Origin of the sequence: Shewanella marina JCM 15074, from assembly GCF_000614975.1 — a bacterium.
GTDB lineage: Bacteria > Pseudomonadota > Gammaproteobacteria > Enterobacterales > Shewanellaceae > Shewanella > Shewanella marina.
Window position 1 is genome coordinate 25166 of the sequence record NZ_BALM01000016.1, and the last position, 25088, is coordinate 50253.

Sequence of the window (25088 nt, forward strand, 5' to 3'; positions counted from 1 at the left end):
ACTGAACCTTATTCAAATTATGAGGTCAATCAATGTTATGCTGTTATTCATTATCTCCAAACCATTTAAACGTGTTAGACGCAAGCAAGCTCTGCATCTTTAAGTGGTTTGGTATATAATCTCGGCCAATAGAGCCGATTTATCTGAATTCAACCAAGAGATGTGATTTGTTGATGCGAAACTTCATTAAAAACTCTGCAATAACACTAGTAGCGGTAAGCTCATTTACCATTACAGCCGCCAACGCAGCTGCACCAGTTGTTATCCCTGATGCACCAAATATTGCAGCAAAAGCCTATGTATTGATGGATTACAATACAGGTAAAGTGATTGCGGAAAAGAATGCTTATGAAAGCTTAAACCCTGCTAGCTTGACTAAAATGATGACAAGCTATGTGATTGGTCAAGAGATCAAAGCAGGTAACATTTCTCCAGATGATGAAGTGACTATCTCTAAAAATGCATGGTCTAAAAACTTCCCAGACTCTTCAAAAATGTTTATTGAAGTGGGTAAGAAAGTTACCGTAAATGATTTAAACCACGGCATCATCATTCAATCAGGTAACGATGCATGTGTGGCAATGGCTGAACACATCGCAGGTACTGAAAGTGCTTTCGTACAACTGATGAACTCATGGGCAAAACAGCTTGGCATGAAAGATAGCCATTTTGAAAACCCACATGGTTTAACTGCTAAAGATCATAAATCAACAGCTTATGATATGGCGATTCTTGGTGCAGCATTAATCCGCGACGTACCTGATGAATATAAGCTTTATGATATTAAATCATTTACCTATAACGGCATTAAGCAATACAACCGTAACGGTTTATTGTGGGATACCAGCATGCATGTTGATGGCATTAAAACAGGCCACACTAAAGATGCAGGTTATAACCTAGTCGCTTCAGCAACTAAAGACGGTATGCGTTTAATTTCAGTGGTTATGGGCACTAAGAGTGAACAAGCTCGTAAAGCTGAAAGCAAAAAACTACTTAACTATGGTTTCCGTTTCTTTGAAACGGTAACACCGTACAAAGCAGGCGACACCTTTACCACTCAACCAGTATGGTACGGTAGCCAAAGCGAAGTGAAATTAGGTGTAGCAACGGATACTCCAATTACCATTAACCGTGGTCAAGCTAAAGATATTAAAGCTAACTTCGAGTTAACTAAAACGCTAGAAGCACCATTAACTAAAGGTGAAACTGTCGGTCGTATCTACTTCCAATTAAATGGTAAAGATATCGCTCAATTCCCATTAGTAACACTTGAAAGTGTACAGGAAGGCAGCTGGTTCAGTAAGTTAGTGGATTACTTCAAATTGATGTTCCACAGCTGGTTTAACTAATCGCTTTGAAAAACCACCTTAGGGTGGTTTTTTTATGACGTTAATCGGGCAAATTAGATATAATTTAATTATTGAACGTATTAAAGAGAAAAACTTATGCTAGATACAACATTTGATCAGTTACTCGAGTTTCCAACAGCATTCCCGTTTAAAGTGGTTGGTGATGCCGATCCTGCATTAGCAGACAAAGTAGTGAGTGTGGTACAGAAACACATTCCAGGTGATTATTCGCCAACGACTAAAGCATCAAGCAAAGGTACTTATAACTCAGTTACAATTAATGTATTAGTGAACAGTAAAGAAGAAATTGAAACTCTTTACAAAGATCTTGCTGCGATTGAAGGCGTGCGCCGCGTACTGTAAGTATCATAATCACTATTCTAGATTGTCTAAAAAGGAAAGCTCGGTTAGCTTTCCTTTTTTATTAACTCACCCGTGCTGATATGTTAAAAATAAATACATTATCTTGTTAAATTCGATTCAAATTTACGGTTGCACAGCAATCACCTAGCATATAAAACCATACAAAATAATGATCTTGATCATTTATCCTGCGCAACATCACATCAAGCATGAAGATGCAATGTGATCCAGCTTACATTTCGCCATTGAAACGGTATAATAGAGCCATTCATCATGTTACTGGGAATGCCATCTTGCAAGAACAAGTTTTACATATCCGCAACTTAGGTAGCAAGATTATGCCGATGTTTGGCATGCGATGCAGCACTATACGGAAAACCGTGATCAATCAAGTCCAGACGAACTGTGGATTGTTGAACACAACCCTGTTTTTACCCAAGGGCAAGCTGGCAAAAATGAACATATTTTAAATAGCGGCGATATCCCAGTTATTCAAGTAGACCGAGGTGGTCAAGTCACCTACCACGGACCGGGACAATTAGTGATCTATCCTCTACTTGATATCAAACGCATGAAACACGGTGTTAGACAACTCGTAACAGATATCGAACAAAGCATTATTAGCATGTTGGCTCAATATCAAATTGATGCCTATGCTAAAGCCGATGCCCCCGGTGTTTATGTCGATGGAAAAAAATCGCCTCACTGGGACTTAGAATAAAAAAAGGCTGTTCATTCCATGGCCTTGCACTCAATGTTGATATGGATTTATCCCCTTTCTTACGTATTAACCCATGCGGTTACGCTGGCCTAGAAATGGCACAATGCAAGTCATTGGCTGGCCCACAAACCGTAGCGGAAGCAGCAACTCAATTAATATCTCAATTTAGCCGTCGACTTGGTTTTACTAAGTTAGCTCACCATGAAGGATTAACCGATATATGAATAGGCCGGAACGCATGCAGCCTGGGGTAAAACTCAGAGATGCCGAAAAAGTGGCTCGTATCCCAGTTAAAGTTGTGCCATCTGAGCGCGAGGATATGTTGCGTAAACCAAGCTGGTTAAAAATTAAATTACCCGCATCAAGTCAACGTATTGAAGATATTAAAGGCGCTTTGCGCAGTCATGGTTTGCACTCAGTATGTGAGGAGGCATCATGCCCTAACCTTGCCGAATGCTTTAACCACGGTACGGCAACCTTTATGATTCTAGGTGCGATTTGTACCCGTCGCTGCCCATTTTGCGATGTTGCTCATGGTCGCCCGTTAAAGCCTGATGCTAACGAGCCACTCAAGCTTGCTGAAACTATTCGCGATATGAAACTCAAATATGTGGTTATTACCTCAGTTGATCGTGATGACTTACGTGATGGTGGCGCGCAGCATTTTGCTGATTGTATCCGTGAGATCCGCAAACTTAATCCACATATCAAAATTGAAACATTAGTACCTGATTTCCGTGGTCGTATTGATGCCGCACTGGATATCTTAGCGACTGAGCCACCCGATGTATTTAACCACAACTTAGAAACGGCGCCAGCGCATTATCGCAGGGCTCGACCAGGTGCCAATTATCAATGGTCGCTAGACTTACTCAAGCGCTTTAAAGAAAGACATCCAAATATTCCGACTAAATCAGGTTTGATGATGGGGCTTGGTGAAACCAATGAAGAAATTGTGCAGGTGCTGAAAGACCTACGCAGTCATAACGTTGAAATGCTGACTTTAGGCCAGTATCTACAACCGTCTAAGTTCCATTTACCAGTTGCGCGTTATGTACCACCAGCAGAGTTTGATCAATTAAAGCATATTGCAGAGGAGCTTGGCTTCACTCACGCGGCTTGTGGTCCATTGGTACGTTCTAGCTATCATGCAGACTTGCAAGCGCAAGGTAAAGAAGTTAAATAAAGCTCGCTTGTAACAATAAAAAACAGCGCATAAAGCGCTGTTTTTTTATCTCATCAAACTCTAACTAATGCGCCATAATCGGCTTTTGCATCAAAATAGCATCTTCCACGCCGGCATCGGTTGGGTAATATCCCTTGCGACACCCCGTTTCAATAAAGCCTAACTTGCGATATAAAGCTAGAGCGGCACTATTTGACTGACGAACTTCAAGCAAAATTTGCTCAGCCTCAGTGGTCAATAAAAAGGCCTCAATGTAATCCATCAAGGTTTGACCAATGTGTTGCCCTTGCGCGCTGGGATCAACACAGATGTCAATAATACTCGACTCTTCAAATAGTTGATGCACAATCACAAAGCCCACTAACACCTCTTCTTGGTATGCACCAAAACAGGAGTAAAACCGGCCAAAGCAGCTCTCTATCGATGCTAAACTCATTGGATGAGAATGTGCTGCAATCGCAATTTTAGCCATTGCAGGAGCTTGTGCCTGAGTTAATAATTCAATCATTCTTACACTCGTTACTTAACGCTTTCCTTAGCTTGCCAAATATTGCGCCATAGCATTTGTTTCGCTTCACTATGACTCAGTAATGAAGCGAATGGCGCAGAATAAATCACCCCAGCTTTTTTGGGTATTGCCACTTTACGTAAATCCCACAACACTAAATCCTGCTTACGGGGCTTATCAGTAAATTGGCATTGCGACTCATCATACCCAAGTAGGGCTAAAACTGATGAGACCAGAGGTTGGTTAACAAGTTCAGCAGGATGATCGCTTAATATCGTAGGTATGGGTCCTAACGGCCGCCTTTTCCACGTGCTAATACCAAGCGCTGATAAATATGCCTGTTTTTCCATGGTGTGCGCTTACCTAACATAAAAAATGAGCGTATTTGCTAAAAATTTCAGCAAATAATCGATTAAAGTAATCCATTTTACCCGATATGCAATGCTCTGCTTGGCTATATTATTACCACAGATAAATTGTGGAGATAAAAAAATGAATTCAATTAATATCGGTATCGATAGCCAAGACCGCCAAGATATTGCTGCAGGTTTAAATCAGTTATTGGCTGATAGCTATAGCCTATATTTAAAAACCCACAGCTTTCATTGGAACGTAACAGGCCCTATGTTTAACACATTACATTTAATGTTTGAGACTCAATATACTGAGTTAGCATTAGCTGTGGATGTGATAGCAGAACGCGTTAGAGCACTAGGTGAGCGCGCCCTTGGCTCATACAGTGCTTATGCTAAACGCACTGAAATTAGTGAAGATAATGGCGTAACAGACGCAAATGAAATGCTTAAGCAGTTACTTGAAGGTCAAGAGATTGTCATTCGTAACGCTCGTAAACTGTATCCATTAGTTGAAAAAGCTAATGACGAAGCGACTGCGGACTTACTGACTCAACGTATCCAGCAACATGAAAAAACAGCTTGGATGTTACGCAGTATGTTGGCTTAATCGTAACGTTTAAATATAACAATGTCGTGCAAAATCCCCGCCCTTCCGCGGGGATTTTTTATCATATTCGAAACAAGATAAAGCAATATAGAAAAACACCGCCATTATTGACGGTGCTGACTTATGTCTAAATCTTATTAATCATGATGATGGTGGTGATGACTACCACAACCGCAACTCGGGGCGGCAACAACACTTTGAATAGCTTGTAGATTGACTTGCGTCATTAAATCTTCAGTCGTCAATGTATTTAGAAGGTGCACATTTTCCGCATTAACAGCATTCACATCTGTCATAGTACGTTGCGCCTTAACTGCTGCAACAATTTGTGCTGTGATAGCAGTATTAACAGAAAAATCACGAATCACTTTTAACTGGCTATTTGCGGTATCAATCACCAGCATAGAAAACGATAGTGTGTCATGCATTAATTCATGATCATCAAAGAAGTCATCAGGGATAGCTAATGCATTAAATTGAATATCAAATGCTAACTCACCTAATTTTAATACCACTAAGCAGCCACCATTGTCAGTTTGCATCACACCTAACTCAGCTCCCACTTGCTCAAGCATTGCTTGCTCGTCTGCAGTAATATTACCAAGTCCGACAAAGACAGTATTAGGTAAGTCATGACGAAATAATTCTAACATTGCACCATCGCCAAATTTAAAAGGATGGTTTTCAATCACCTGCCCAACTTGAAATGGGTTATCATGCTGCTTTGCCATAGTCAGTTACCTCTAATTTAAATGTCATATTATTGACCGATGAGAGTATTGTAACTATTACGCCTAGATAGGCAATATAGCTAAAATACAAAACACTATTACCTGAGTGTAATAACCAGTAAAACCCAATCCACATTTTTAAAATCAAACGCTGAACAATCATTTCTCAAGCCATCTGACTATTTAATATTAATAAATTATTCTCACAGTGATTATATTTTATAAAACGAATTGAGATAGCATATCGGTTTTTCGTTATTTATTGGCTATACTCATATCTCTAAATTTATATTATTAAATAGCATCATGGATTAACTCGCATAATAAGGATATTTTATGCATTACCCTGCCATTACATTATTCCTATTACAAAATATTTTTATAGCCTCTGCAGCTCCAATGATTAATCCAGAAAAAATAAAATCAGCGTCGATAACAAAGTTACAAAGTGCGGCGATTATTTCACAAGTTAATTGGAATCAAAGCGAAGGCTGTTGCGATGGGCAATATATCTCCGGTATACAGGGACATTTTATCGGTATGCCTCATGGTACAAAAATTGATTTTTATATTGCAGATAAACTGTTTGCATCCCATATTTATTCAGGTCAACAACCCTTATATGCAATAGAGCAAAACCAAGCAACATGGATTGCAAATGGCGATGCAGTCTGGGCTACCGCAACATATGACAACATCACGTTGAATATACTTGGCGCTCATCGTGTTCAGTATGGCAGTAACCCTTGGGTTGACTGTTCAGCAGGTTGTAACGATAAATAAAAGCGGTTCAAACAATGATTTAATTTCAACTAGACGTTAGATTAAATAACTATTTTTATCGTTATACTCATACCATTACAAGCAATATAAATTAACATATAAAACAAACCGCTTAATAACAAGAGAGCCGCAGCTCTCCTGCTATTGTTTTAAAATGGCTGGTTTATCATCACCCAGGTTTGAGTACCCTCATCACTTTGGGCAAATTCAGCGCGGATCACTACAGATTCAACTTCAAAGCGAATACCGCCACCTAATGACCATGCCATATCTTGATGCAGTTCTGAGAAACTAAATTCATTGGTCACTTTACCGACTTCGGCAAATATAACCCATTGCCACCAAGGTACTTGGTATAAATTGAATAACGGCAAATCCTGTAGCGGTTGCCAATGCGGTTGTACTCGATACTCAGCCGTATAGTTAATCGCACTGCGCCCGGTAAAACGCTTAGTTGGATAACCACGTAAGCGTTCAAAACCACCTAAGCTATTAGCAGCAAAACTAGGCGGTCTTTGCCAGTCATTATCGCTATCAGTTTGATCCCAAGTTGGCGTATCAGCAATAAAGAAATCCAAGGCAATAATACGTTGCCGCATCCATTGATTTGAATCTAATGGAATAAATAAACTCTGTTGTAATTGCCAGCGAGCCCAATTAACACCATCTTCAATGTTTTCACCTAAAATCCATTTAAAGCGAGTTTGACCACCTTGGCTACTATTACGCCCTAAATTACGATTATCCCAAGCTAATTCAATTTCAATGCCTTGCACCTCAGATATCATTTCAGGTGCTAACTGCAACTCTCGTTTTTGCCAAAAAGGGGTAAATTGAATACTGCTCACACCTGAAGTACGAGGATCCCAACTGATAGGCTGTTGACTTGGAAATAAGCTTCTTGCGGCGCCATGACGTCCCTTGCCCCAAGGCAATACATATTTTGCATGCAACTTGGCGAAAGCCTCATCGCCAATGGTAAGCAGACCAGCGTCATTCAGATTGGGAACTTCATAACTCGGTAGAAAATAATTAGCTTCAGTGTAGTGACCCTGATAATACTCTACAGAAAAGAGCCAACTATCGAGCTTAGGCAATTGATAGTGGTAGGCACCAATATAATTCACCCAGCTCTGATTTGAGCTATATAACCCTAAGCCAAATACAGATGCCTGCACTTGGCCTGCATGTTTGATAACTCCAGCGCCACCGAGCGCTACGCCCATATTGTCAGATGAAAATGCAAAAGGAACCGCTTCAAAATCAGCACTTAGCTCTGGTAATGACACTGGCGACAATTCACTCGCCTTTACCGACATACTCATCAACATCAATAATGAACATACCGTAATCCATGATTTCCCTATGCGCATACTTCAGCACTACCCATCAAAAAAATAGTTAGCGATTATTTCATTTTGCTGAATTGATCACGATAAATTAATGCATTGGATATATAAAAATGCCAAATAGATCACATACAAAAAACGCAGCTTATTCGCTGCGTTTTAATCATAATCTTAACGTCTATTCATCAATACAAACAGCAACACGAGGCGTTAACTTGGTCACCAATTCATAAGCAATCGTGCCAATATGCTCAGCCACCACTTCAACAGGAAGAGAGGCTCCCCATAATTCGACTTCATCACCTACAGCATCAGTTGCAGCAACACCTAAGTCAACGGTCAGCATATCCATAGCCACCCTGCCAACAATCGGTACTTGACGGCCATTAACCCAAACTGGCGTACCATCACCTGCATTGCGAGGATAACCATCACCATAACCAATAGCTACCACACCGAGAGTGGTATCTTTGTCAGACGTCCAATAGCCACCGTAGCCCACAGGCTCGCCCGCTTTATTTTGGCGAACGGCGATCAACTTTGACTTGAGAGACATCACGGGCTGTAAGTCGTGACAATCACCGCGATCGCCAGCAACAGGTGACACGCCATATAAACCGATACCAGGGCGGATCCAATCCGCTTGGGTTTGTGGCCAGAAAATCGCACCGGCAGTATTTGCCATGGTACGCTCGCCGGGCAAATGCTCAGTCAGCGCATTAAACGTTGCTAACTGCATCGCCGTAAAATCAACTTCAGGCTCATCTGCTCTGGCAAAATGAGTCATCATATTAATCGGTTTAGCCACCTGCTCACAGGCTAATAGACGTTGGTAAATTGCTTCAAATTCGTCAGGTAAAAAACCTAAACGATGCATACCGGAGTCAATCTTAAGCCATACCGTTACAGGCTTATCCAATTTAGCCTGCTCAAGCATCTCGACTTGCGAAATATGATGAACGGCCGTATCAATATTATGATTAACTAATAAAGGTAAGTCGCTGGCACAAAAGAACCCTTCAAGTAACAGCAATTTTGCCTTTATGCCACCCGCTCTAAGTTGTAGTGCTTCTTGCAACCGAGCTAAACCAAAGCCATCTGCATCATTTAAGCAGTTAGCCACATTTAATAAACCATGGCCATAAGCGTTAGCCTTAACCACTGCCATCACCTTGCTTTGCGGCGCAATTTGACGAAGCTTAGCTAAGTTATTGCGCAAAGCGGGACGGCTAATCTCTACTCTAGGAAAGGGTTTCAAAAAATAACCTTGTGTACACTAAATCAATATAGGCAACTATTAGTCTTCCTCAAACTGAGGACCTGCATAATTGTCAAAACGAGAATACTGTCCTTGGAACGTTAAACGAACTCGTCCAATGGGGCCGTTACGTTGCTTACCGATAATAATTTCAGCAGTGCCTTTATCGGGAGAGTCGTTGTTATACACCTCATCACGATAAATGAACATGATCAAATCGGCATCCTGCTCAATCGAACCTGATTCACGCAAGTCTGAGTTAACAGGACGTTTATCAGCACGTTGCTCCAACGAGCGGTTAAGCTGTGACAGTGCAATAACGGGGATCTCTAACTCTTTTGCTAATGACTTTAATGAACGCGAAATTTCAGCAATCTCAAGCGTACGGTTGTCAGATAACGCAGGCACTTGCATTAACTGCAAATAGTCGACCATGATCATTGATAAGCCGCCATATTCACGCGCAATTCGGCGCGCACGGCTACGTACGTCGGTAGGTGTTAGACCTGAACCATCATCAATATACATCTTGCCTTGTTCCAGCATAATGCCCATCGTTGACGATACACGCGCCCAATCTTCATCATCTAGCTGACCCGTACGAATTTTGGTTTGGTCAACTCGGCCTAATGAAGCCAACATACGCATCATAATCTGTTCAGATGGCATCTCTAAGCTGAAAATAAGTACGGGTTTATCTTCATGCATCGCGGCCTGTTCACACAAGTTCATGGCAAAGGTAGTCTTACCCATAGATGGACGGGCAGCCACAATAATTAAATCACCAGACTGAAAACCTGCGGTCATCTTATCTAAGTCGCCAAAACCACTAGAAACCCCAGTCACACCGTTATGAGGGTTGTTATAAAGTTCTTCAATTTTATCGACGGTTTTTTCAAGAATACTCTTAATGCCTTCAGGGCCTTCATTAGCACTGGTTCGCTGTTCAGCAATCTTAAAGACTTTGGTTTCGGCTAAATCAAGTAATGCCCCTGAATCACGACCTTCAGGATTATAGCCTGCATCTGCAATTTCATGAGCCACTCGGATCATTTCACGCACAACCGCACGTTCACGTACGATTTCTGCGTATGACACAATATTACTGGCACTTGGGGTATTTTTAGCAATCTCACCTAAATAGGCAAAACCACCGGCATCTTCTAATTCATCAGTCAGTTCAAGCTGTTCTGACACAGTAATAAGATCGATTGGTTGGCCACTTTCGACCAACTTATTCATCGCTTGGAAAATCATTTTATGAGCACGAGAATAAAAATCCTCTTTCACAACGGCTTCTGACACCTTATCCCAAGCCTCGGCATCCAACATCAAGCCACCTAATACAGATTGTTCGGCTTCAATCGAATGTGGTGGTAGCTTTAACGCGTCGATCTGAAGATCGCGCGGTTTATTTTTGGATTTAAAAGCACCTTGTTGTGACATTTACACTCCCAGTTTCCAACATTTATGCAAAATATGATATAAAACAACCAACAAAACAGGAATATACCTGTAACCCTATCCAAATGGATATAATAAAACAAAGAAGGAATGAACATGCGTAATGCATTGGTTGCAGCCCTTGTGCTGTCTTCTGGCATAGCCTATGCCGACGAAGGACAATGGCAGCCTTATCAAATGCCCTCTATTGCTGATAAACTTAGCGAAAGAGGTATCAATATACCAGCAAATAAACTGGCAGACTTAACGCAATATCCAATGAACGCGGTTGTTGGTCTCGGCTATTGTACCGCCAGTTTCGTGTCGCCCCAAGGACTTGTTGTCACCAATCACCATTGTGCCTATCGCGCAATTCAATATAACAGTAAAGCTGAGCATAATTATTTAGCTAATGGTTTTCTAGCAAGTAAGCAAACGCAAGAGCCAACTGCAGGGCCAAGTGAGCGATTATACATTACTGAATCAGTAATTGATGTCACCAGCCAAGTTTTATCCAATCTATCTGATGATCCTTTGCAACGTTATCAACAGATCCAAGCTAATCGTAAAGCCTTAATTAAAGAGTGTGAAAGCGATGACAATTATCGCTGCTCGGTGCGCAGTTACCACAGCGGTTTAGAATATTATCTAATTAAACAATTGATCATTCGTGATGTGCGCTTAGTCTATGCGCCCCCTGAAAGTGTAGGTGCATTTGGTGGCGATATCGATAACTATGAGTACCCTCGACATTCTGGCGATTTTACTTTCTTACGTGCCTATGTCGGCAAAGATGGTAAACCCGCGCCATACCATAAAGATAACGTGCCTTATCAGCCGAAAAGCTATCTTAAAATTAATGCTGATGGCGTCAAAGCCGGTGATGGCGTTTTTGTTGCAGGCTACCCGGGCTCAACCAGCCGTTATCGTTTAACCAGTGAACTGGAATTTGCGAGTCACTGGCATTATCCCGAGATGGCAAAACGCTACCAATTAAAAATCGATACCATTAATCACTTCGCCAACAATAGTGCCGATATTGATATTAAATATGCAGGTACACTTGCTTCCATGGCAAATCGAATGAAAAAACTTAATGGTTTGCTTGATGGTTTTAAAGCCACAGATATTATCGGTTTTAAACAGCAACGTGAAGATGATTTTATCGCATGGTTTGGGCAACAAACTGAAGCAAACCCACAGCTATTGTCCCAGTTGAAACAGTTACTGGCACAAAAGAATGAGTTACGCCAAACCCATTATTATTTCGAAAATGCACAATCAAGCGCCTTGTTGGCAGCAGCCAACAAATTATATCGCCTTGCTAAAGAGCAACAAAAGCCAGATGAAAAGCGCGAATCAGGTTATCAAGAGCGCGACCTCAATATGATCCGTGCCAACCTCAAGCGCATTGATTCAAACTTTAATGCCAAAGTGGATAAAACCCTATGGCAACAGGATATTGAAGCCTATCTAGCCCAAACTCATCGAGTCGCAGCGCTCGATAATATGCTAAAAGAAAGCGATAACAATATCAGCTTGAACGATAAACTTGATGGCTTTTATGCGCTCACAGGGTTAACCAATAAGGACAAACGTTTAGCATGGATGGCAGCAACACCTGCCGAATTCGAAGCCAGTGCAGATCCATTCATTCGTTTAGCAGTTGCACTCTATGAGACCAATATGGCGCAAGAGAAAGCGCTTAAAACGCTCTATGGCAAACTGTCTAAAGCCCGCCCTCAATATATGCAGGCGGTGATTAACTACTATCAAGCCAATAACTGGCCTGTATATCCTGATGCTAACGGCACTCTACGTATTACCTACGGTATGGTCGATGGTTACCAATCAGCAGACGGGCTTTATAAGCAACCTTTTACAAAGTTAGAAGGCATTACAGCTAAACATACTGGCGTAGAACCTTTTAACGCACCAGAAAAAGTGCTTAATGCCATTAAAGATAAACAATATGGCCAACACCAAGTCAGTAATATCTATCAAGATCCAAGTAGCTGGTTATGTATGTTCTTCTCATGCGATGCCAAAGTTGAACAATTTAACTCAGTACCCGTCAACTTTTTATCCAGTGTAGATACCACGGGCGGCAACTCAGGCTCACCGGTATTTAATGGCGACGGCGAATTAGTGGGACTTAATTTTGATTCAACCTATGAAGCCATTACCAAGGACTGGTTCTTTAACCCAACCATTACCCGTGCCGTACACGTCGATGTGCGTTATATCTTGTGGATGATGGATAAGGTCGATAATGCGCAAAATCTGATTGAAGAATTAGAGATTGTGTCAGATAAATAATAATCACCAAACTTGATCGAAAACAGCGCCAAGCGGCGCTGTTTTTTTATGTCTGTTTTTTTGATTGCCGATAAAAATCAGGCATAAAAAAACACCGTCCTAAGACGGTGTTTTTTCTAAAGCAAAGACTTATTAAGCTTCAGCAACAACAGTTACTTTAACTAGGCCTTTAACTTCAGTGTGAAGTTGGAAATCAACTTCGAAGTCACCAGTAGTGCGTAGAGCACCTAATGGTAGACGTACTTCAGCTTTAGCTAGTTCAACACCTGCAGCAGTAACTGCATCAGCGATGTCACGAGTACCAACTGAACCAAATAGCTTGCCTTCGTCACCAGCTTTAGAAGCGATTACTACGCTTTCTAATGCAGCGATTTTAGCAGCACGTTCAGTAGCTACAGCTAGATCAGCAGCCATTTTAGCTTCTAATTCAGCGCGACGAGCTTCGAAAACTTTAACGTTTTCAGCGTTAGCAACTACCGCTTTACCTTGTGGTAAAAGGAAGTTACGAGCATAACCAGCTTTAACAGAAACCTGGTCACCTAAGTTACCTAGGTTAGCGATTTTATCAAGTAAAATAACGTTCATTATCTAATCCTCTGTTTTCAACTAACGATTACTGATGTAAATCAGTGTATGGTAGTAGAGAAAGATAACGAGCACGCTTGATAGCGCGAGCTAGTTGACGTTGATATTTAGCACTAGTACCAGTGATACGGCTAGGAACGATCTTACCACTCTCAGTGATGTAGTTCTTTAGAGTAGCAACATCTTTGTAATCGATCTCAGTAACACCTTCAGCGGTGAAACGGCAGAACTTGCGACGACGGAAATAACGTGCCATTTTGACAGTCTCCTAAGTTTTCAATTCGACATTTTCAGCATGTAATACTGTTCGGTTCTGACCATTGCGATTCTGTTGAAGGGCAATAAATCCAGTAACCTCAATATCCACACCGGCTTTCAGTTTGTCTGTAATGCACTCAAAGTGCGGGCCACTTAATACCACCTGAATTTGGCAGTATACGTTGCGTAACATCTCTGCTTCGTAACGTTGTGATTTGTGTTCCAACATTAATACACAATGTGCAATGCCTGCTGGGCTTTTAAAGCTTCTAGTACGAGTTATCGTGCCAGATAACACCAATCGGTTGGTGGTCACAGATAAACTTACTCAGCTGATTCTTCAGCGCTTTCTTTAACTTCTTCAGTACGCTCAGCAGAAGCACGACGTGAATCACGCTCGTCTTTTGCTTTAGCCATTGGAGAAGCTTCAGTGATGGCAGCTTTAGTACGCATAACCATGCTACGAAGAACAGCGTCGTTGAAACGGAAAGCTGTTTCTAATTCTTCTACAGACTCAGCAGTAGTTTCTACATTCATAAGAATGTAGTGTGCTTTATGCAGGTCTTGGATTGGGTATGCTAATTGACGGCGGCCCCAATCTTCTAAACGGTGGATAGTACCGTTTGCTGCAGTGATAACACCAGTATAACGCTCGATCATACCTGGCACTTGTTCACTCTGATCAGGGTGAACCATAAATACGATTTCGTAATGACGCATTTATTGCTCCTTACGGTTATCTAGCCTCGGCGTTGGCTCAGTCAAACCAAATGGAGGCAAGGAACTAAAATAAAGTGACTGATTTAGGCGCGCAATAGTACAGAATGAAATATTAAAATTCAAGTAATATGTCAAACCAAAACCAATTTAAATGAAATAGTCACAATCAAGCCAGTTGTCATGATTTTTCTAGCTAACTGTAAATGTCATATTGAGCTAATTTGAGGATCTAAGGTATGATGCTTACCACTGAATTTTCACTTATTTAACTTATAGCCATTACTAAAAACAATAATGAATAAAGTTCTCATCGCTACAAGTTTATCTTGCATCTCATTTTCAGCATTTGCATTAGTACCACCGGATTATCAAGAACCGCCAAGCGACTTTACCACTGAAGTTGAAGCTGGTTTTCAGCTTAATACCGGTAATACTGAATCCACCAGCTTTAATAGTCGCATTAAAATGGTTTATGACACCACGAATGCCAAGCAAGAAGGCACCATAAAAGCCTATTTTGCGTCAGATGATGAGACTACCACCTCAGAAAAATACGACTTACAACTGCAGAGTAACTATAAACTCAACGGCGGTTATATCTTTGGTCGAGGTGATTTCACTTGGGATAAATTTGGTAGTTATACCAAAATAGCTACCGTTTCTAGTGGTTATGGTTTTGACGCAATCAGCTCTAGCTTAACCAAATTAAGCCTAGAAGTAGGCCCAGGTTTTCGATATAACAAACCGAATAATGTCGATGATCAAACCACTGACCTACCCGCAGAACAAGATGTGATTTTACGTACCGCAGTCAAATTTGAACAAAAGCTGCAAGAATATACCAGCTTAACAGCAGACTTAACTGCTGAAGTGGGCGAAAATAACAACACACTGGCTCTCGATACCAACTATAAAAATACCTTATTTCAAGATTGGGCATTTAAAATTGGCGTGAGTGTTAAATATACCGAAGTGGTACCTGAAGGGACTAAGCAAACCGATACGATTACCACCTTTAATCTGCTATATACCTTCCAATAACCATCAGCATTAGACGGTATTAAACATACTGTCTAAATAAGAGTGCATCCACGCCAATACCTGCTTCATGCCCTTATCACGCCGTTTGACTACGCCCATTTCCATATTCAAACTACCCGAGATTTGCCGCGTCGATAGCTCCGTGAGTAAACCAGAATACCAATCATTACGTGCAACATGTTCAGGCACCAAAGCCCAACCAACACCATGACTGACCATAGAGGATATATAGTAATAGCTATCGATAAACCAATGGGTTGGTGAGATAGTAATGCCTTGCTCTCCACTCAATCGATTACGAATAACTAACTGCCGATATTGTTTTAGTTGAGTTAATGAGGGTTGTTTATATTGGGCTAATGGATGAGTTGGACTGACAATTAATGATTGTCGAAAATTAGCAATCGAGATGAAATCCAAATTTGTCGACATCGGCGCAAAGTGAAACATTACACCAATATCAGCTTGTTTATGCTCAACCCAATGGGCGATATCCTGTTGTGCACCATTTAATATAGTTAACGTTAGCTCAGGAAACCGTTTAGCAACATCAACAAAGAATGTTTCAAAGGCTTCAATCGGTACCGCTTCATCAATCGCAACCGTCAAAGAAACCGCCTCATCCTTAGCGAGCATTGAAGCTCTAGATGACAAACGCTGACATTGGCTTAAAACGGAACGAGCATCAATATACATCTCCCGCCCTTGCTCGGTCAGTACAGGCAAACGGTTGCTCCGATCAAACAAATCAAAACCAAGATCTAATTCCAAATTAGCAATTGCAGTACTGATCCGCGATTGCGCTTTACCAATTTTACGTGCCGCGGCTGAAAATGAGCCTTGCTCAACCGCAACGACAAAGGCTTGTAACTGATCTAAATTCCACTGCATAGTCACCACCACCTATCCGATATTGTTATAGATATTAACTTTAAACAATCTGACTTTCTAGGATAATAGCGGCAATTTGATCAGTGAGCCGCCTTAAGTTATGCACGCAATAACAAACCAACCTCAAACAGATAAGCAGATCCAAAAAACTTTTTGGCGCTATACCCTCCCCGCAGTCATCGCCATGTTGGTGAGTGGGTTATATATTATTATTGATGGTATTTTCGTAGGGCAATACGTTGGGCCTAGTGGGCTTGCTGGCATTAATATGGCTTGGCCTATCGTCTATGTACTCAGTGCTCTTGGGGTACTTATTGGCATGGGTTCTGGCAGCATGGTGTCTATGTTTCGTGGCGAAAATAATCCCAGCAAAGCAAAACTAGCCTTAAGCAGTAGCCTCTATCTCATCATTTTATTAGGTCTTGCTTGCTGTGCCATGCTCGCAGTATTTGGCCATGCCAGTTTAAGTTGGCAAAATGCTGAGGGAGACACCTACCTTGAAGGCAGTCGTTATATCGATATTTTTATGATTGCAGGCATTATTACTGTTGCAGCAAATGCTATACCTATGCTTATTCGTAATGATGATAGCCCTAATTTAGCGACAGGCTTATTACTTATCGGTGCGATCAGCAATATCGGTTTAGACTATCTATTTGTTGGCGTATTAGCGATGGGGTTAAAAGGTGCCGCTATTGCCACTATTATTGCTCAAACAGTTATTATGTTGATTGGTATAAGTTACTTCTTTAGCCGTTATAGTAGCCTACGACTCAATTTATCTCAGCTGAAATTCGATTATAAAATCGGTGGCCGTAGCATTATCCTAGGTTCATCTTGCCTCGTGATGTTTTTATACAGTAGCTTTGTAGTCGCTATTCATAACTGGCTATTTATGCAGTACGGCGACTCCATCACGATTGGTGCTTTTGCCATCGTAGGTTATTTGATGTCGTTATATTACCTGTTAGCTCAGGCGTCGCCGAAGGTATGCAACCGCAAGCCAGTTTTTACCATGGAGCCAAGCAGCATAGTTACATTACTAAAGTCGTTAAAATTGCTGCTACGGTTATTATTGTGTCAGGACTAAGTTGGACACTATTACTAAACCTATTCCCACACTTTTTTATTGGATTGTTTAGTCAAGGTGAACCAGAAATTAGTGCCAAAGCTATGACCGGTATCCAACTCCATCTTTTTGCTATGTGCCTTGATGGTTTTATTGCGCTGGCGTCAGTTTTCTTTATGTCTATTAACCAACCTACTAAGGCCATTATGACCTCGATGGGCAACATGTTAATTCAAATACCTTTCCTCTATTTTTTACCAAAAATGATGGGAGTAGAAGGTGTGTGGTTAGCCATGCCAATCTCAAACTTAGTACTATTTATGATTGTGGCACCATTAGTCTGGCGTGAACTCAAAAAATCACCAACAACGGTAGTAACAGCAGAAGTAAAGCCACTAATTGCATAAAAGATGAGTGGTCTTGTTATAATTAACACGACCACCCCTCATAATAAACAACAAAAGCCAAACAAATCCATGCGGAATTTAATCGTTAGCAAACGAATTACAATAAAATATTTTACACATTAAAATAAACTGACAGTTTGCTGATATTTTATATCTAATAATTGCTATTGCTTGATATATAATAATCACAATATCTTACCTATTACATATTAGTCATAATGTCTAAGGCTCAAATCAAAAAAAGCATATTATTCACCACAATATTAAGTTCTTTATTAACGATAATATTGTTGTATATATTTTGTTATACGACATCTATACTAAAAACATATGAAATAGCAGATATTTTATACAACAAAGTTTACACACCAAAAGAAAAGATCAAACAATCTCATAACGAAAAATTAAGTATTATTAAAAGACAACAACTTTTAAAAGATATCGTACTCTCTACTGATTCAATGCGCGGTATCTATTACATTAAAGATAACCACTATCTGTATTCTGATAGAAATGCGGATATGATGTACCAAGTTCCCAAAAATCTCAGTCCACTATCTTATCCTGGACAGGACCCTATATTAATCAAAGAAAAACATGACAAATTAAACCAATCAGTTGTAGTTTACATGTTCAAATTTGGTAATGGCTATTATCAAATGTTTTTAAACCTTCAATCTATTGCTGAAAAGTTAAATGCAACTGCATATTCATTTTTAACTTATCAAATCAGTGAAACCAACAGCCCCAAAAATATCTTTGGTAAGCCTAAAGATTTTATTAAGTTTGAAAAAATTGTCACACGTTCTTTGGGGGTAACCATTACAACAGGAATTCGTATTCATGTAATGGTTATTATGTTCTTAATTTTATTTAGCATTAATTATATTACTATCTATCTTGTAAGGTTATTAGTTAATTATTTAAAACTAAAAAATCTTAATTTTTCAATGCGAATTAGAAAAAGTATAAAACGAAATGAATTTATTCCTTACTATCAGGGAATCTACTCGACTAAAGAAAAAAGATTTATTGGTGCAGAGCTATTATGCCGCTGGCATGAAAAAGGATCGAAGATTCTCCCCCCAGCAGTTTTTATTGAGTATTTAGAAACTACAGGGAAAATCAAGCCAGTCACACTACAATTATTGTCGCAACTAGCTATTGATAAGAGCAAAATCAATCAAATTAATCATGATTTTTACATCTCCATCAATATGACAGTAGAAATGCTTCTTGATGATGATTTTATCGATACGCTACTGCAATTGATAAAACAAAATACTTCGCTGCAACATGGTCTGGTATTTGAGTTAACGGAACGAGACCGCCGACTATTTTTCCTCAAGCAAGTTAAACATAACATGGCATTACTGAAACAGTATGGCATTCGTTGGGCACTTGATGACTTTGGTACGGGTTATTCTAATATTTTAACTGCTCACAGCTTACCCTTTGATATTATCAAGATAGATCGCATTTTCATCTCGATTGCCAATGAAATTGGCGATGATTCAATACTAGAGAATATTGTCACCTTAGTGAATAACTGGCAGTTACCTGTGATCATGGAAGGCGTGGAAACTCAAACTGAATTAGCACGACTTGAACTTGTTAACCTTAATCTTTTTCAAGGCTATTTCTTCAGTAAACCACAACCTATTAGACAATTTTTAACTCGCATTAAATAACAAAAAAGCCAACTCGTTGAGTTGGCTTTTTTACTGTCTAACAAACACGCAAAACGAGAAAGTCGTTTAACTATAAGTTTGTGTTATAAACGTTGACGCACAGCTTCAAATAAACAGATACCAGTCGCAACTGACACGTTCAAACTTGATACGCTGCCTGACATAGGAATCGATACTAAGGTATCGCAACCTTCACGAGTCAATCGACGTAAACCTTTGCCTTCAGCCCCCATAGCAATCGCTAATGGGCCCTTTAGGTCAGCTTGGTATAGATTACAATCTGCTTCACCCGCAGTACCGATAATCCACACGCCTTTCTCTTGTAGATGGCGCATAGTACGTGCAAGGTTGGTCACTTGAAATAACGGTACTGTTTCAGCCGCGCCACAAGCAACCTTACTGACTACTGGAGTTAAACCTACAGAGTTATCCTTAGGCACAATTACACCTTGTACGCCAGCTGCATCAGCATTACGTAAACATGCACCTAAGTTATGCGGATCAGTAACACCATCTAGAATTAATAAAAATGGCACATCAGTCTTGGCTAATAATGCATCTAAATGGCTTTCATTTAGTTGTTTTGCCGCTTTTACACGTACTACAACACCTTGGTGCTGTGAACTATCTGCTTTATCATCTAATGTTTTACGTGAAGCCTGCTGGGCAGACACACCAAAATCACGAGCCGCATTAATTATTGGCATTAAGCGATCGTCTTGACGACCTTGTAGTAGCCACATTTCAAGAATACGCTCAGGCGCATTATTTAATAAAGCTTCCACTGCGTGAATACCAAAAACAATATCATTTTTTTTCATTTACTTACGTCTCGCTTTACCAGCAGTACTGGTACGTTTACTTGGGCGTTTGATTGATTTACCCGGTTTATCTGAAGCCTTAGCTCGCTTAGGTGCTGACTTTGATTTACCAGCAGCCTTGGACTTTGAACCCGACTTTTTAGGCTTAGTTGCGCCACGAGTTGATTTATCTTTAGCTGATGAATCAGACTTAGCTGCTTTAGCACCTTCAAGGTTGGCACGTTCTCTGGCTGTTAATGGCTTACCCGCTCGATTACGGCGGCGTATTTTACCTTCATCACCAATCATAATCAGATCAATTTGACGGTCATCTAAATTAACTGCTGCAACTTTAACCGATACAGCATCACCAATTTGATAAATTTGGCCAGAACTCTCACCGATTAAGCGTTGACGACTTGGATCATATTGATAATAGTCGCTACCCAAGCTAGAGATATGCACTAAACCATCGATAAATAGCTCATCTAAACGAACAAATAAGCCGAAGCTAGTGACCGATGCAACCACCGCAGTGAAGGTATCTCCAACATGATCTTGCATAAACTCACATTTAAGCCAATCACTTACGTCACGGGTTGCTTCGTCGGCGCGGCGCTCTGTGTTAGAACATTCTTCACCAAGTAAATCTAAGTCTTCAATCTGATAGTTATAACCACCATCTTGAGTCCATTTTTCTTTATTATCGTTATGCTCTTTAGTCAGTAGATAACGAATAACACGGTGTAAAATTAAGTCAGGGTAACGACGAATTGGCGAGGTAAAGTGCGAGTATGCCTCTAACGCTAAACCAAAGTGACCTTCATTGTCCGGTGTATAACTTGCTTGACGCATAGAACGTAGCAGCATCACTTGGATAAGTTCAGCATCCGTACGGCCTTGCACTTGTTCCATTACCGCTTGATAGTCTGCAGGAGTAGGCTCTAAACCGCCTCCCATCGTAATACCACGCTCAGCTAAAAACTCTTTAACTTGAGTTAATTTCTGTTCAGATGGAGCCTCATGCACACGGTATAACACTTCGCCTTTATTTTTAATGACAAACTTAGCCGCAGCAACGTTTGCCATAATCATGCACTCTTCAATGATCTTATGTGCTTGATTACGACCACGCGGCACAATACGTTCAATCTTACGTTGTTCATTAAAGATAAATTGAGTTTCTAAAGTTTCAAATGCAATAGCGCCACGTTCAGCACGCAACTCATCTAAAGTAAGATATAAGCTTTGTAATGTTTGTAAATGAGGAAAAACTTGCTGGTATTGCTCAGCAACCTCACCGCCTTCAAGCATATCGGCAACTTGGGTATAAGTTAAACGCGCATGAGAATGCATCACCGCAGGATAAAACTTATAACCAGACAATTTACCATTAGCAGAAATTGTCATCTCCGCCACCATACATAAACGATCAACATGTGGATTAAGTGAACATAATCCATTTGATAGTTTTTCAGGCAGCATTGGGATCACTTGCGATGGGAAGTAAACAGAGTTACCACGCTACGCGCTTCTTTATCTAATGCAGAATCTGTACGTACGTAATGACTCACATCTGCAATAGCAACCCATAGACGCCAACCACCGCCACGCTTCTTCTCAGCATAAACTGCATCATCAAAGTCACGTGCATCTTCGCCATCAATAGTCACTAATGGCAAATGACGTAGGTCAACACGACCGGGTTCAACCTTTTCGGCTTCTGTCACTTCATCCGGAATACGGCGTAATTTCTTTTCAATATTTGGTGACCAAGTATGTGGCAAATCATAATTGCGCAGCGCAATTTCGATCTCCATACCCGGCGCCATCTGTTGTCCTAAAACTTCAGTGACTTTACCAGCCGCCTTAACATAACGACCTGGGCGGCGTGTCAGTTCAATGACTACAACATCACCTTGACGCGCACCATTACGATCTTCATTGGCAATCAAGATCTCTTGGGTGATTCGCTTATCATCTGCAATAACAAATGCCATGCCAGAATCGACGTGGAAACGCCCCACTAATGCAGCGGCACGTTCACTCACTAAGCGTACAATTCGCGCATCACGGCGACCACGGCGATCTGTACCCGCTTTTTGTGCCAGTACTTTGTCACCATGGAAATACAGCATCATATCTCGGTTAGAGATATAGAGATCATCACCGCCTTCATCCGGACGGAAGAAACCAAAGCCATCACGATGGCCAAGTACGGTGCCGCACATCAGATCCATACGTTCAGGTAAACCATAGCTGTGGCCACGGGTATAAACTAACTCACCATCACGCTCCATCGCGCGAAGGCGACGACGTAAGGCTTCTAATTGCTCTTCATCAGTAATATTTAATGCAGCCGCAACATTTTCGCGACTGACAGGGGATGTTTGAGAGCGCAAATAGTCCAAAATATATTCGCGACTAGGAATGGGATTGTCGTACTTATTCTGTTCACGCTCAAAATGAGGGTCTTGTATCATTCATGTTCCAAAAATTTTAGTTCAAGCCCTTGCTTGAACATTTAATAACTGCGCAAATACACTTTTTGGGCCCGTGCTACGGCACTATCGGGCATCTTTGTTGCGAGTACTTGCAATAATTTGTGTGCCTTCTTTTTTGTCGCACTATCGGCAAATACCTGATTATAAAGCCAGTGATATGCCAGTTCGTAATCTAGCGGACTACCAAAGCCCTGTCCTAGTAACTCAACTAATATCAACTGTGCAGGTAAATCACCTCCTGCGGCGGCTGGCAATGCATAATGTACTGCCCGCGATTTATCTTTAATCACATATTTACCATCACGGTAATATTGCGCCAACTTCACTAAAGCCTCTGGGCTTCCTTGTTCTGCTGACTGCATTAACTGCTTCATTCCCCTTGCAGGATTAGCCTTAACACACACACCATGGTTAAGCATCTCTCCCCATAAAAATTGGTACAAGGGCTCTGTAAGCACTTCGGCATTCGCTCTTATGTCATTCACTAATTGACATCGATCTGCGGTTACCTGTTGTAGATATTGATTATCACGAATTAATTCTAGCAATTGTGCATCAGTATAGATATGCACCGCTATAATTTGCTTGTTATCTTGTTGCTGATCTACAGCATACGCCTGTGAAAATGGTAATAACAATAGTGCTAATAAAAAATAAACTAACATAAACTCCCTCATCCCTAAGTTATGCCTAACTATATTACTATCGGCACAGCCAAGTTTTACTGAAGTTGATGTTAGTTTACTGAATGCTGACTCTGGTCAAAATCTCAATAAAAAGGCCGCTTAGCGCGGCCCTTAATCGATTACTCGAATGGATTCACCAAAATCATGGTCTCGTTACGATCTGGACCAGTTGAGATGATATCGATTGGAGTTTCAAGAAGCTCTTCAATACGCTTAATGTAGTTGATAGCTGCAGCAGGAAGCTGTTCTAACGAAGTCGCACCAAAGGTGTTCTCGCTCCAACCTGGCATAGTTTCTAGCACAGGAGTCACTTCTTCGTAGCCTTCAGCAGCCAGTGGCGTTACTGTTGAAACAGAACCATCTGGGTACTGGTAACCAACACATAACTTCACTTCTTCTAAGCCATCTAATACATCTAGTTTAGTTAAACATAAACCTGAAAGGCTGTTGATCTGCACTGCACGGCGCATAGCAACAATATCTAACCAACCTGGACGACGCTTACGACCCGTTGTTGCACCGAACTCGTGACCCTTAGTTCCTAAGTGTTCACCGATTTCATCATCCAATTCTGTTGGGAATGGACCTGCACCAACACGAGTAGTGTAAGCTTTGATAATACCTAGTACATAATCTAAGTGACGAGGACCAAAACCACTACCAGTAGCTACGCCACCTGCAGTTGTATTTGATGATGTCACAAATGGGTAAGTACCGTGGTCAATATCAAGTAATGTACCTTGAGCACCTTCAAATAGAATTGGCTCACCCGCTTTACGAGCTTGATCAAGCAGCTCGCTAACATCGGTACACATACTCTTCAAGTAATCAGCAAGAGCTAACGCATCAGCTAAAGTCTTATCATAATCGACAGCTTCAACTTTATAGTACTCAGTCAGCATAAAGTTATGATAAGCCATAACTTCTTTTAACTTAGCCGCGAAGCGCTCAGCATTGAATAGATCACCAACGCGTAAACCGCGACGAGAAATCTTATCTTCATAAGCTGGGCCAATACCACGACCAGTTGTACCAATTGCATTGTTACCGCGCGCTTTTTCACGAGCGATATCAAGAGCGCAATGGAATGGTAGAATAAGTGGACATGCTTCAGAGATTAATAGACGCTCTTCAACTGGAATGCCACGCTCTTTAAGCATGCCAATTTCAGTCATTAAAGCATCAGGAGCTAATACAACGCCATTACCGATAATGCATTTAACATTATCACGTAAAATTCCAGACGGGATTAGATGAAGAACGGTTTTTTCACCATCGATCACCAAGGTATGACCAGCATTGTGGCCGCCCTGGTAGCGAACTACATATTTTGCCTGTTCGGTTAGAAGGTCGACAATCTTACCTTTTCCTTCGTCACCCCATTGGGTGCCGAGTACTACTACATTTTTGCCCATTGTTTGCTGCAAGGTTGCGATTAAAACAGGATTTTAGCAGACTTT

Annotated in this window: 24 protein-coding genes and 2 pseudogenes; 11 read left to right on the top strand and 15 right to left on the bottom strand. The window is 40.9% G+C overall.

Going from position 1 to position 25088, the window contains the following annotated elements:
- The first annotated feature begins 173 nt into the window (after window positions 1-173).
- The 4 genes and pseudogenes from JCM15074_RS12775 to lipA all read left to right on the top strand — a co-directional run bounded on the left by JCM15074_RS12775 (window position 174) and on the right by lipA (window position 3622).
- Window positions 174-1352 (top strand): serine hydrolase, encoded by a 1179-nt coding sequence (locus JCM15074_RS12775; RefSeq protein ID WP_025821548.1) that lies wholly within the window; start codon window positions 174-176, stop codon window positions 1350-1352.
- 96 nt (window positions 1353-1448) lie between these two features.
- Entirely contained in the window at window positions 1449-1715 is a 267-nt protein-coding gene (gene ybeD / locus JCM15074_RS12780) for a DUF493 family protein YbeD (RefSeq protein WP_025821549.1), read from the top strand.
- Between the two features lie 293 nt (window positions 1716-2008).
- Window positions 2009-2660 (top strand): annotated as a pseudogene (gene lipB / locus JCM15074_RS22115) (lipoyl(octanoyl) transferase LipB).
- Entirely contained in the window at window positions 2657-3622 is a 966-nt protein-coding gene (lipA, locus tag JCM15074_RS12790; protein ID WP_025821550.1) for a lipoyl synthase, read from the top strand. The pseudogene lipB and the gene lipA overlap by 4 nt, the downstream one beginning before the upstream one ends.
- A gap of 64 nt (window positions 3623-3686) precedes the next feature.
- Here lipA and rimI read toward each other — a convergent pair whose 3' ends face one another.
- Window positions 3687-4130, bottom strand: coding sequence for a ribosomal protein S18-alanine N-acetyltransferase (gene rimI / locus JCM15074_RS12795; protein ID WP_025821551.1), 444 nt, complete (start codon window positions 4128-4130; stop codon window positions 3687-3689).
- 11 nt (window positions 4131-4141) lie between these two features.
- Window positions 4142-4480 carry a hypothetical protein gene (locus tag JCM15074_RS12800; RefSeq protein WP_025821552.1) on the bottom strand — a complete coding sequence of 113 codons (339 nt, stop codon included), beginning with the start codon at window positions 4478-4480 and terminating at the stop codon, window positions 4142-4144.
- 142 nt (window positions 4481-4622) lie between these two features.
- Here JCM15074_RS12800 and JCM15074_RS12805 point away from each other — a divergent pair, with 142 nt between their 5' ends.
- A complete protein-coding gene (locus JCM15074_RS12805; protein ID WP_037469685.1) occupies window positions 4623-5093 on the top strand; it encodes a Dps family protein in 471 nt (156 codons plus the stop codon).
- 137 nt (window positions 5094-5230) lie between these two features.
- Here JCM15074_RS12805 and JCM15074_RS12810 read toward each other — a convergent pair whose 3' ends face one another.
- Window positions 5231-5824: a hypothetical protein gene (locus JCM15074_RS12810; RefSeq protein ID WP_025821554.1), complete on the bottom strand. Its 594-nt coding sequence runs from the start codon at window positions 5822-5824 to the stop codon at window positions 5231-5233.
- Between the two features lie 336 nt (window positions 5825-6160).
- Between JCM15074_RS12810 and JCM15074_RS12820 the strand changes: the two genes are divergently transcribed.
- Window positions 6161-6607, top strand: a complete 447-nt coding sequence (locus JCM15074_RS12820; RefSeq protein ID WP_025821556.1) for a hypothetical protein — start codon at window positions 6161-6163, stop codon at window positions 6605-6607.
- A 149-nt stretch (window positions 6608-6756) separates the two neighbouring features.
- Here JCM15074_RS12820 and JCM15074_RS12825 read toward each other — a convergent pair whose 3' ends face one another.
- The 3 genes from JCM15074_RS12825 to dnaB all read right to left on the bottom strand — a co-directional run bounded on the left by JCM15074_RS12825 (window position 6757) and on the right by dnaB (window position 10660).
- Window positions 6757-7980 carry a BamA/TamA family outer membrane protein gene (locus JCM15074_RS12825; protein WP_037469688.1) on the bottom strand — a complete coding sequence of 408 codons (1224 nt, stop codon included), beginning with the start codon at window positions 7978-7980 and terminating at the stop codon, window positions 6757-6759.
- A 154-nt stretch (window positions 7981-8134) separates the two neighbouring features.
- Window positions 8135-9214: an alanine racemase gene (gene alr / locus JCM15074_RS12830; protein ID WP_025821558.1), complete on the bottom strand. Its 1080-nt coding sequence runs from the start codon at window positions 9212-9214 to the stop codon at window positions 8135-8137.
- A 39-nt stretch (window positions 9215-9253) separates the two neighbouring features.
- Window positions 9254-10660, bottom strand: a complete 1407-nt coding sequence (gene dnaB, locus JCM15074_RS12835; protein WP_025821559.1) for a replicative DNA helicase — start codon at window positions 10658-10660, stop codon at window positions 9254-9256.
- 114 nt (window positions 10661-10774) lie between these two features.
- On the opposite strand from dnaB, the gene JCM15074_RS12840 reads away from it, so the two are divergent.
- Entirely contained in the window at window positions 10775-12976 is a 2202-nt protein-coding gene (locus JCM15074_RS12840; RefSeq protein WP_025821560.1) for a S46 family peptidase, read from the top strand.
- A gap of 132 nt (window positions 12977-13108) precedes the next feature.
- On the opposite strand, the gene rplI is transcribed toward JCM15074_RS12840, so the two are convergent.
- From rplI to rpsF, 4 genes are read right to left on the bottom strand one after another with little or no spacing between them, the layout of a single operon-like run.
- On the bottom strand, window positions 13109-13561 hold the full coding sequence (gene rplI / locus JCM15074_RS12845; RefSeq protein ID WP_025821561.1) for a 50S ribosomal protein L9: 453 nt from the start codon (window positions 13559-13561) through the stop codon (window positions 13109-13111).
- A 28-nt stretch (window positions 13562-13589) separates the two neighbouring features.
- Window positions 13590-13817, bottom strand: a complete 228-nt coding sequence (rpsR, locus tag JCM15074_RS12850; protein ID WP_025821562.1) for a 30S ribosomal protein S18 — start codon at window positions 13815-13817, stop codon at window positions 13590-13592.
- Window positions 13818-13829: 12 nt separating this feature from the next.
- The gene (priB, locus tag JCM15074_RS12855) at window positions 13830-14135 is read right to left on the bottom strand and encodes a primosomal replication protein N (protein WP_025821563.1); all 306 of its coding nucleotides are present in this window, start codon (window positions 14133-14135) and stop codon (window positions 13830-13832) included.
- Window positions 14136-14143: 8 nt separating this feature from the next.
- A complete protein-coding gene (gene rpsF / locus JCM15074_RS12860; RefSeq protein WP_025821564.1) occupies window positions 14144-14539 on the bottom strand; it encodes a 30S ribosomal protein S6 in 396 nt (131 codons plus the stop codon).
- A 294-nt stretch (window positions 14540-14833) separates the two neighbouring features.
- Between rpsF and JCM15074_RS12865 the strand changes: the two genes are divergently transcribed.
- A complete protein-coding gene (locus JCM15074_RS12865) occupies window positions 14834-15580 on the top strand; it encodes a DUF481 domain-containing protein (protein ID WP_025821565.1) in 747 nt (248 codons plus the stop codon).
- A 9-nt stretch (window positions 15581-15589) separates the two neighbouring features.
- On the opposite strand, the gene JCM15074_RS12870 is transcribed toward JCM15074_RS12865, so the two are convergent.
- Complete coding sequence (locus JCM15074_RS12870; protein WP_025821566.1) at window positions 15590-16471, bottom strand: LysR family transcriptional regulator; 882 nt, start codon at window positions 16469-16471, stop codon at window positions 15590-15592.
- 100 nt (window positions 16472-16571) lie between these two features.
- On the opposite strand from JCM15074_RS12870, the gene JCM15074_RS22120 reads away from it, so the two are divergent.
- The 3 genes from JCM15074_RS22120 (at window position 16572) to JCM15074_RS12880 (ending at window position 19638) form a co-directional block, all read left to right on the top strand.
- Window positions 16572-17561 (top strand): MATE family efflux transporter, encoded by a 990-nt coding sequence (locus JCM15074_RS22120; RefSeq protein ID WP_306302228.1) that lies wholly within the window; start codon window positions 16572-16574, stop codon window positions 17559-17561.
- The gene (locus JCM15074_RS25485) at window positions 17462-17947 is read left to right on the top strand and encodes an MATE family efflux transporter (RefSeq protein ID WP_306302229.1); all 486 of its coding nucleotides are present in this window, start codon (window positions 17462-17464) and stop codon (window positions 17945-17947) included. The genes JCM15074_RS22120 and JCM15074_RS25485 overlap by 100 nt, the downstream gene beginning before the upstream one ends.
- Window positions 17948-18165: 218 nt before the next feature.
- On the top strand, window positions 18166-19638 hold the full coding sequence (locus JCM15074_RS12880) for an EAL domain-containing protein (RefSeq protein ID WP_084267005.1): 1473 nt from the start codon (window positions 18166-18168) through the stop codon (window positions 19636-19638).
- 83 nt (window positions 19639-19721) lie between these two features.
- On the opposite strand, the gene rlmB is transcribed toward JCM15074_RS12880, so the two are convergent.
- The 4 genes and pseudogenes from rlmB to JCM15074_RS12900 form a co-directional block, all read right to left on the bottom strand.
- A complete protein-coding gene (gene rlmB / locus JCM15074_RS12885) occupies window positions 19722-20459 on the bottom strand; it encodes a 23S rRNA (guanosine(2251)-2'-O)-methyltransferase RlmB (RefSeq protein ID WP_025821568.1) in 738 nt (245 codons plus the stop codon).
- Window positions 20460-22921: pseudogene (rnr, locus tag JCM15074_RS22125) on the bottom strand (ribonuclease R). It lies immediately after the preceding gene.
- Window positions 22922-22962: 41 nt separating this feature from the next.
- Window positions 22963-23607 (bottom strand): tetratricopeptide repeat protein, encoded by a 645-nt coding sequence (locus JCM15074_RS12895; RefSeq protein WP_025821569.1) that lies wholly within the window; start codon window positions 23605-23607, stop codon window positions 22963-22965.
- Between the two features lie 140 nt (window positions 23608-23747).
- Entirely contained in the window at window positions 23748-25043 is a 1296-nt protein-coding gene (locus JCM15074_RS12900) for an adenylosuccinate synthase (RefSeq protein WP_025821570.1), read from the bottom strand.
- Between the last annotated feature and the right edge of the window lie 45 nt (window positions 25044-25088).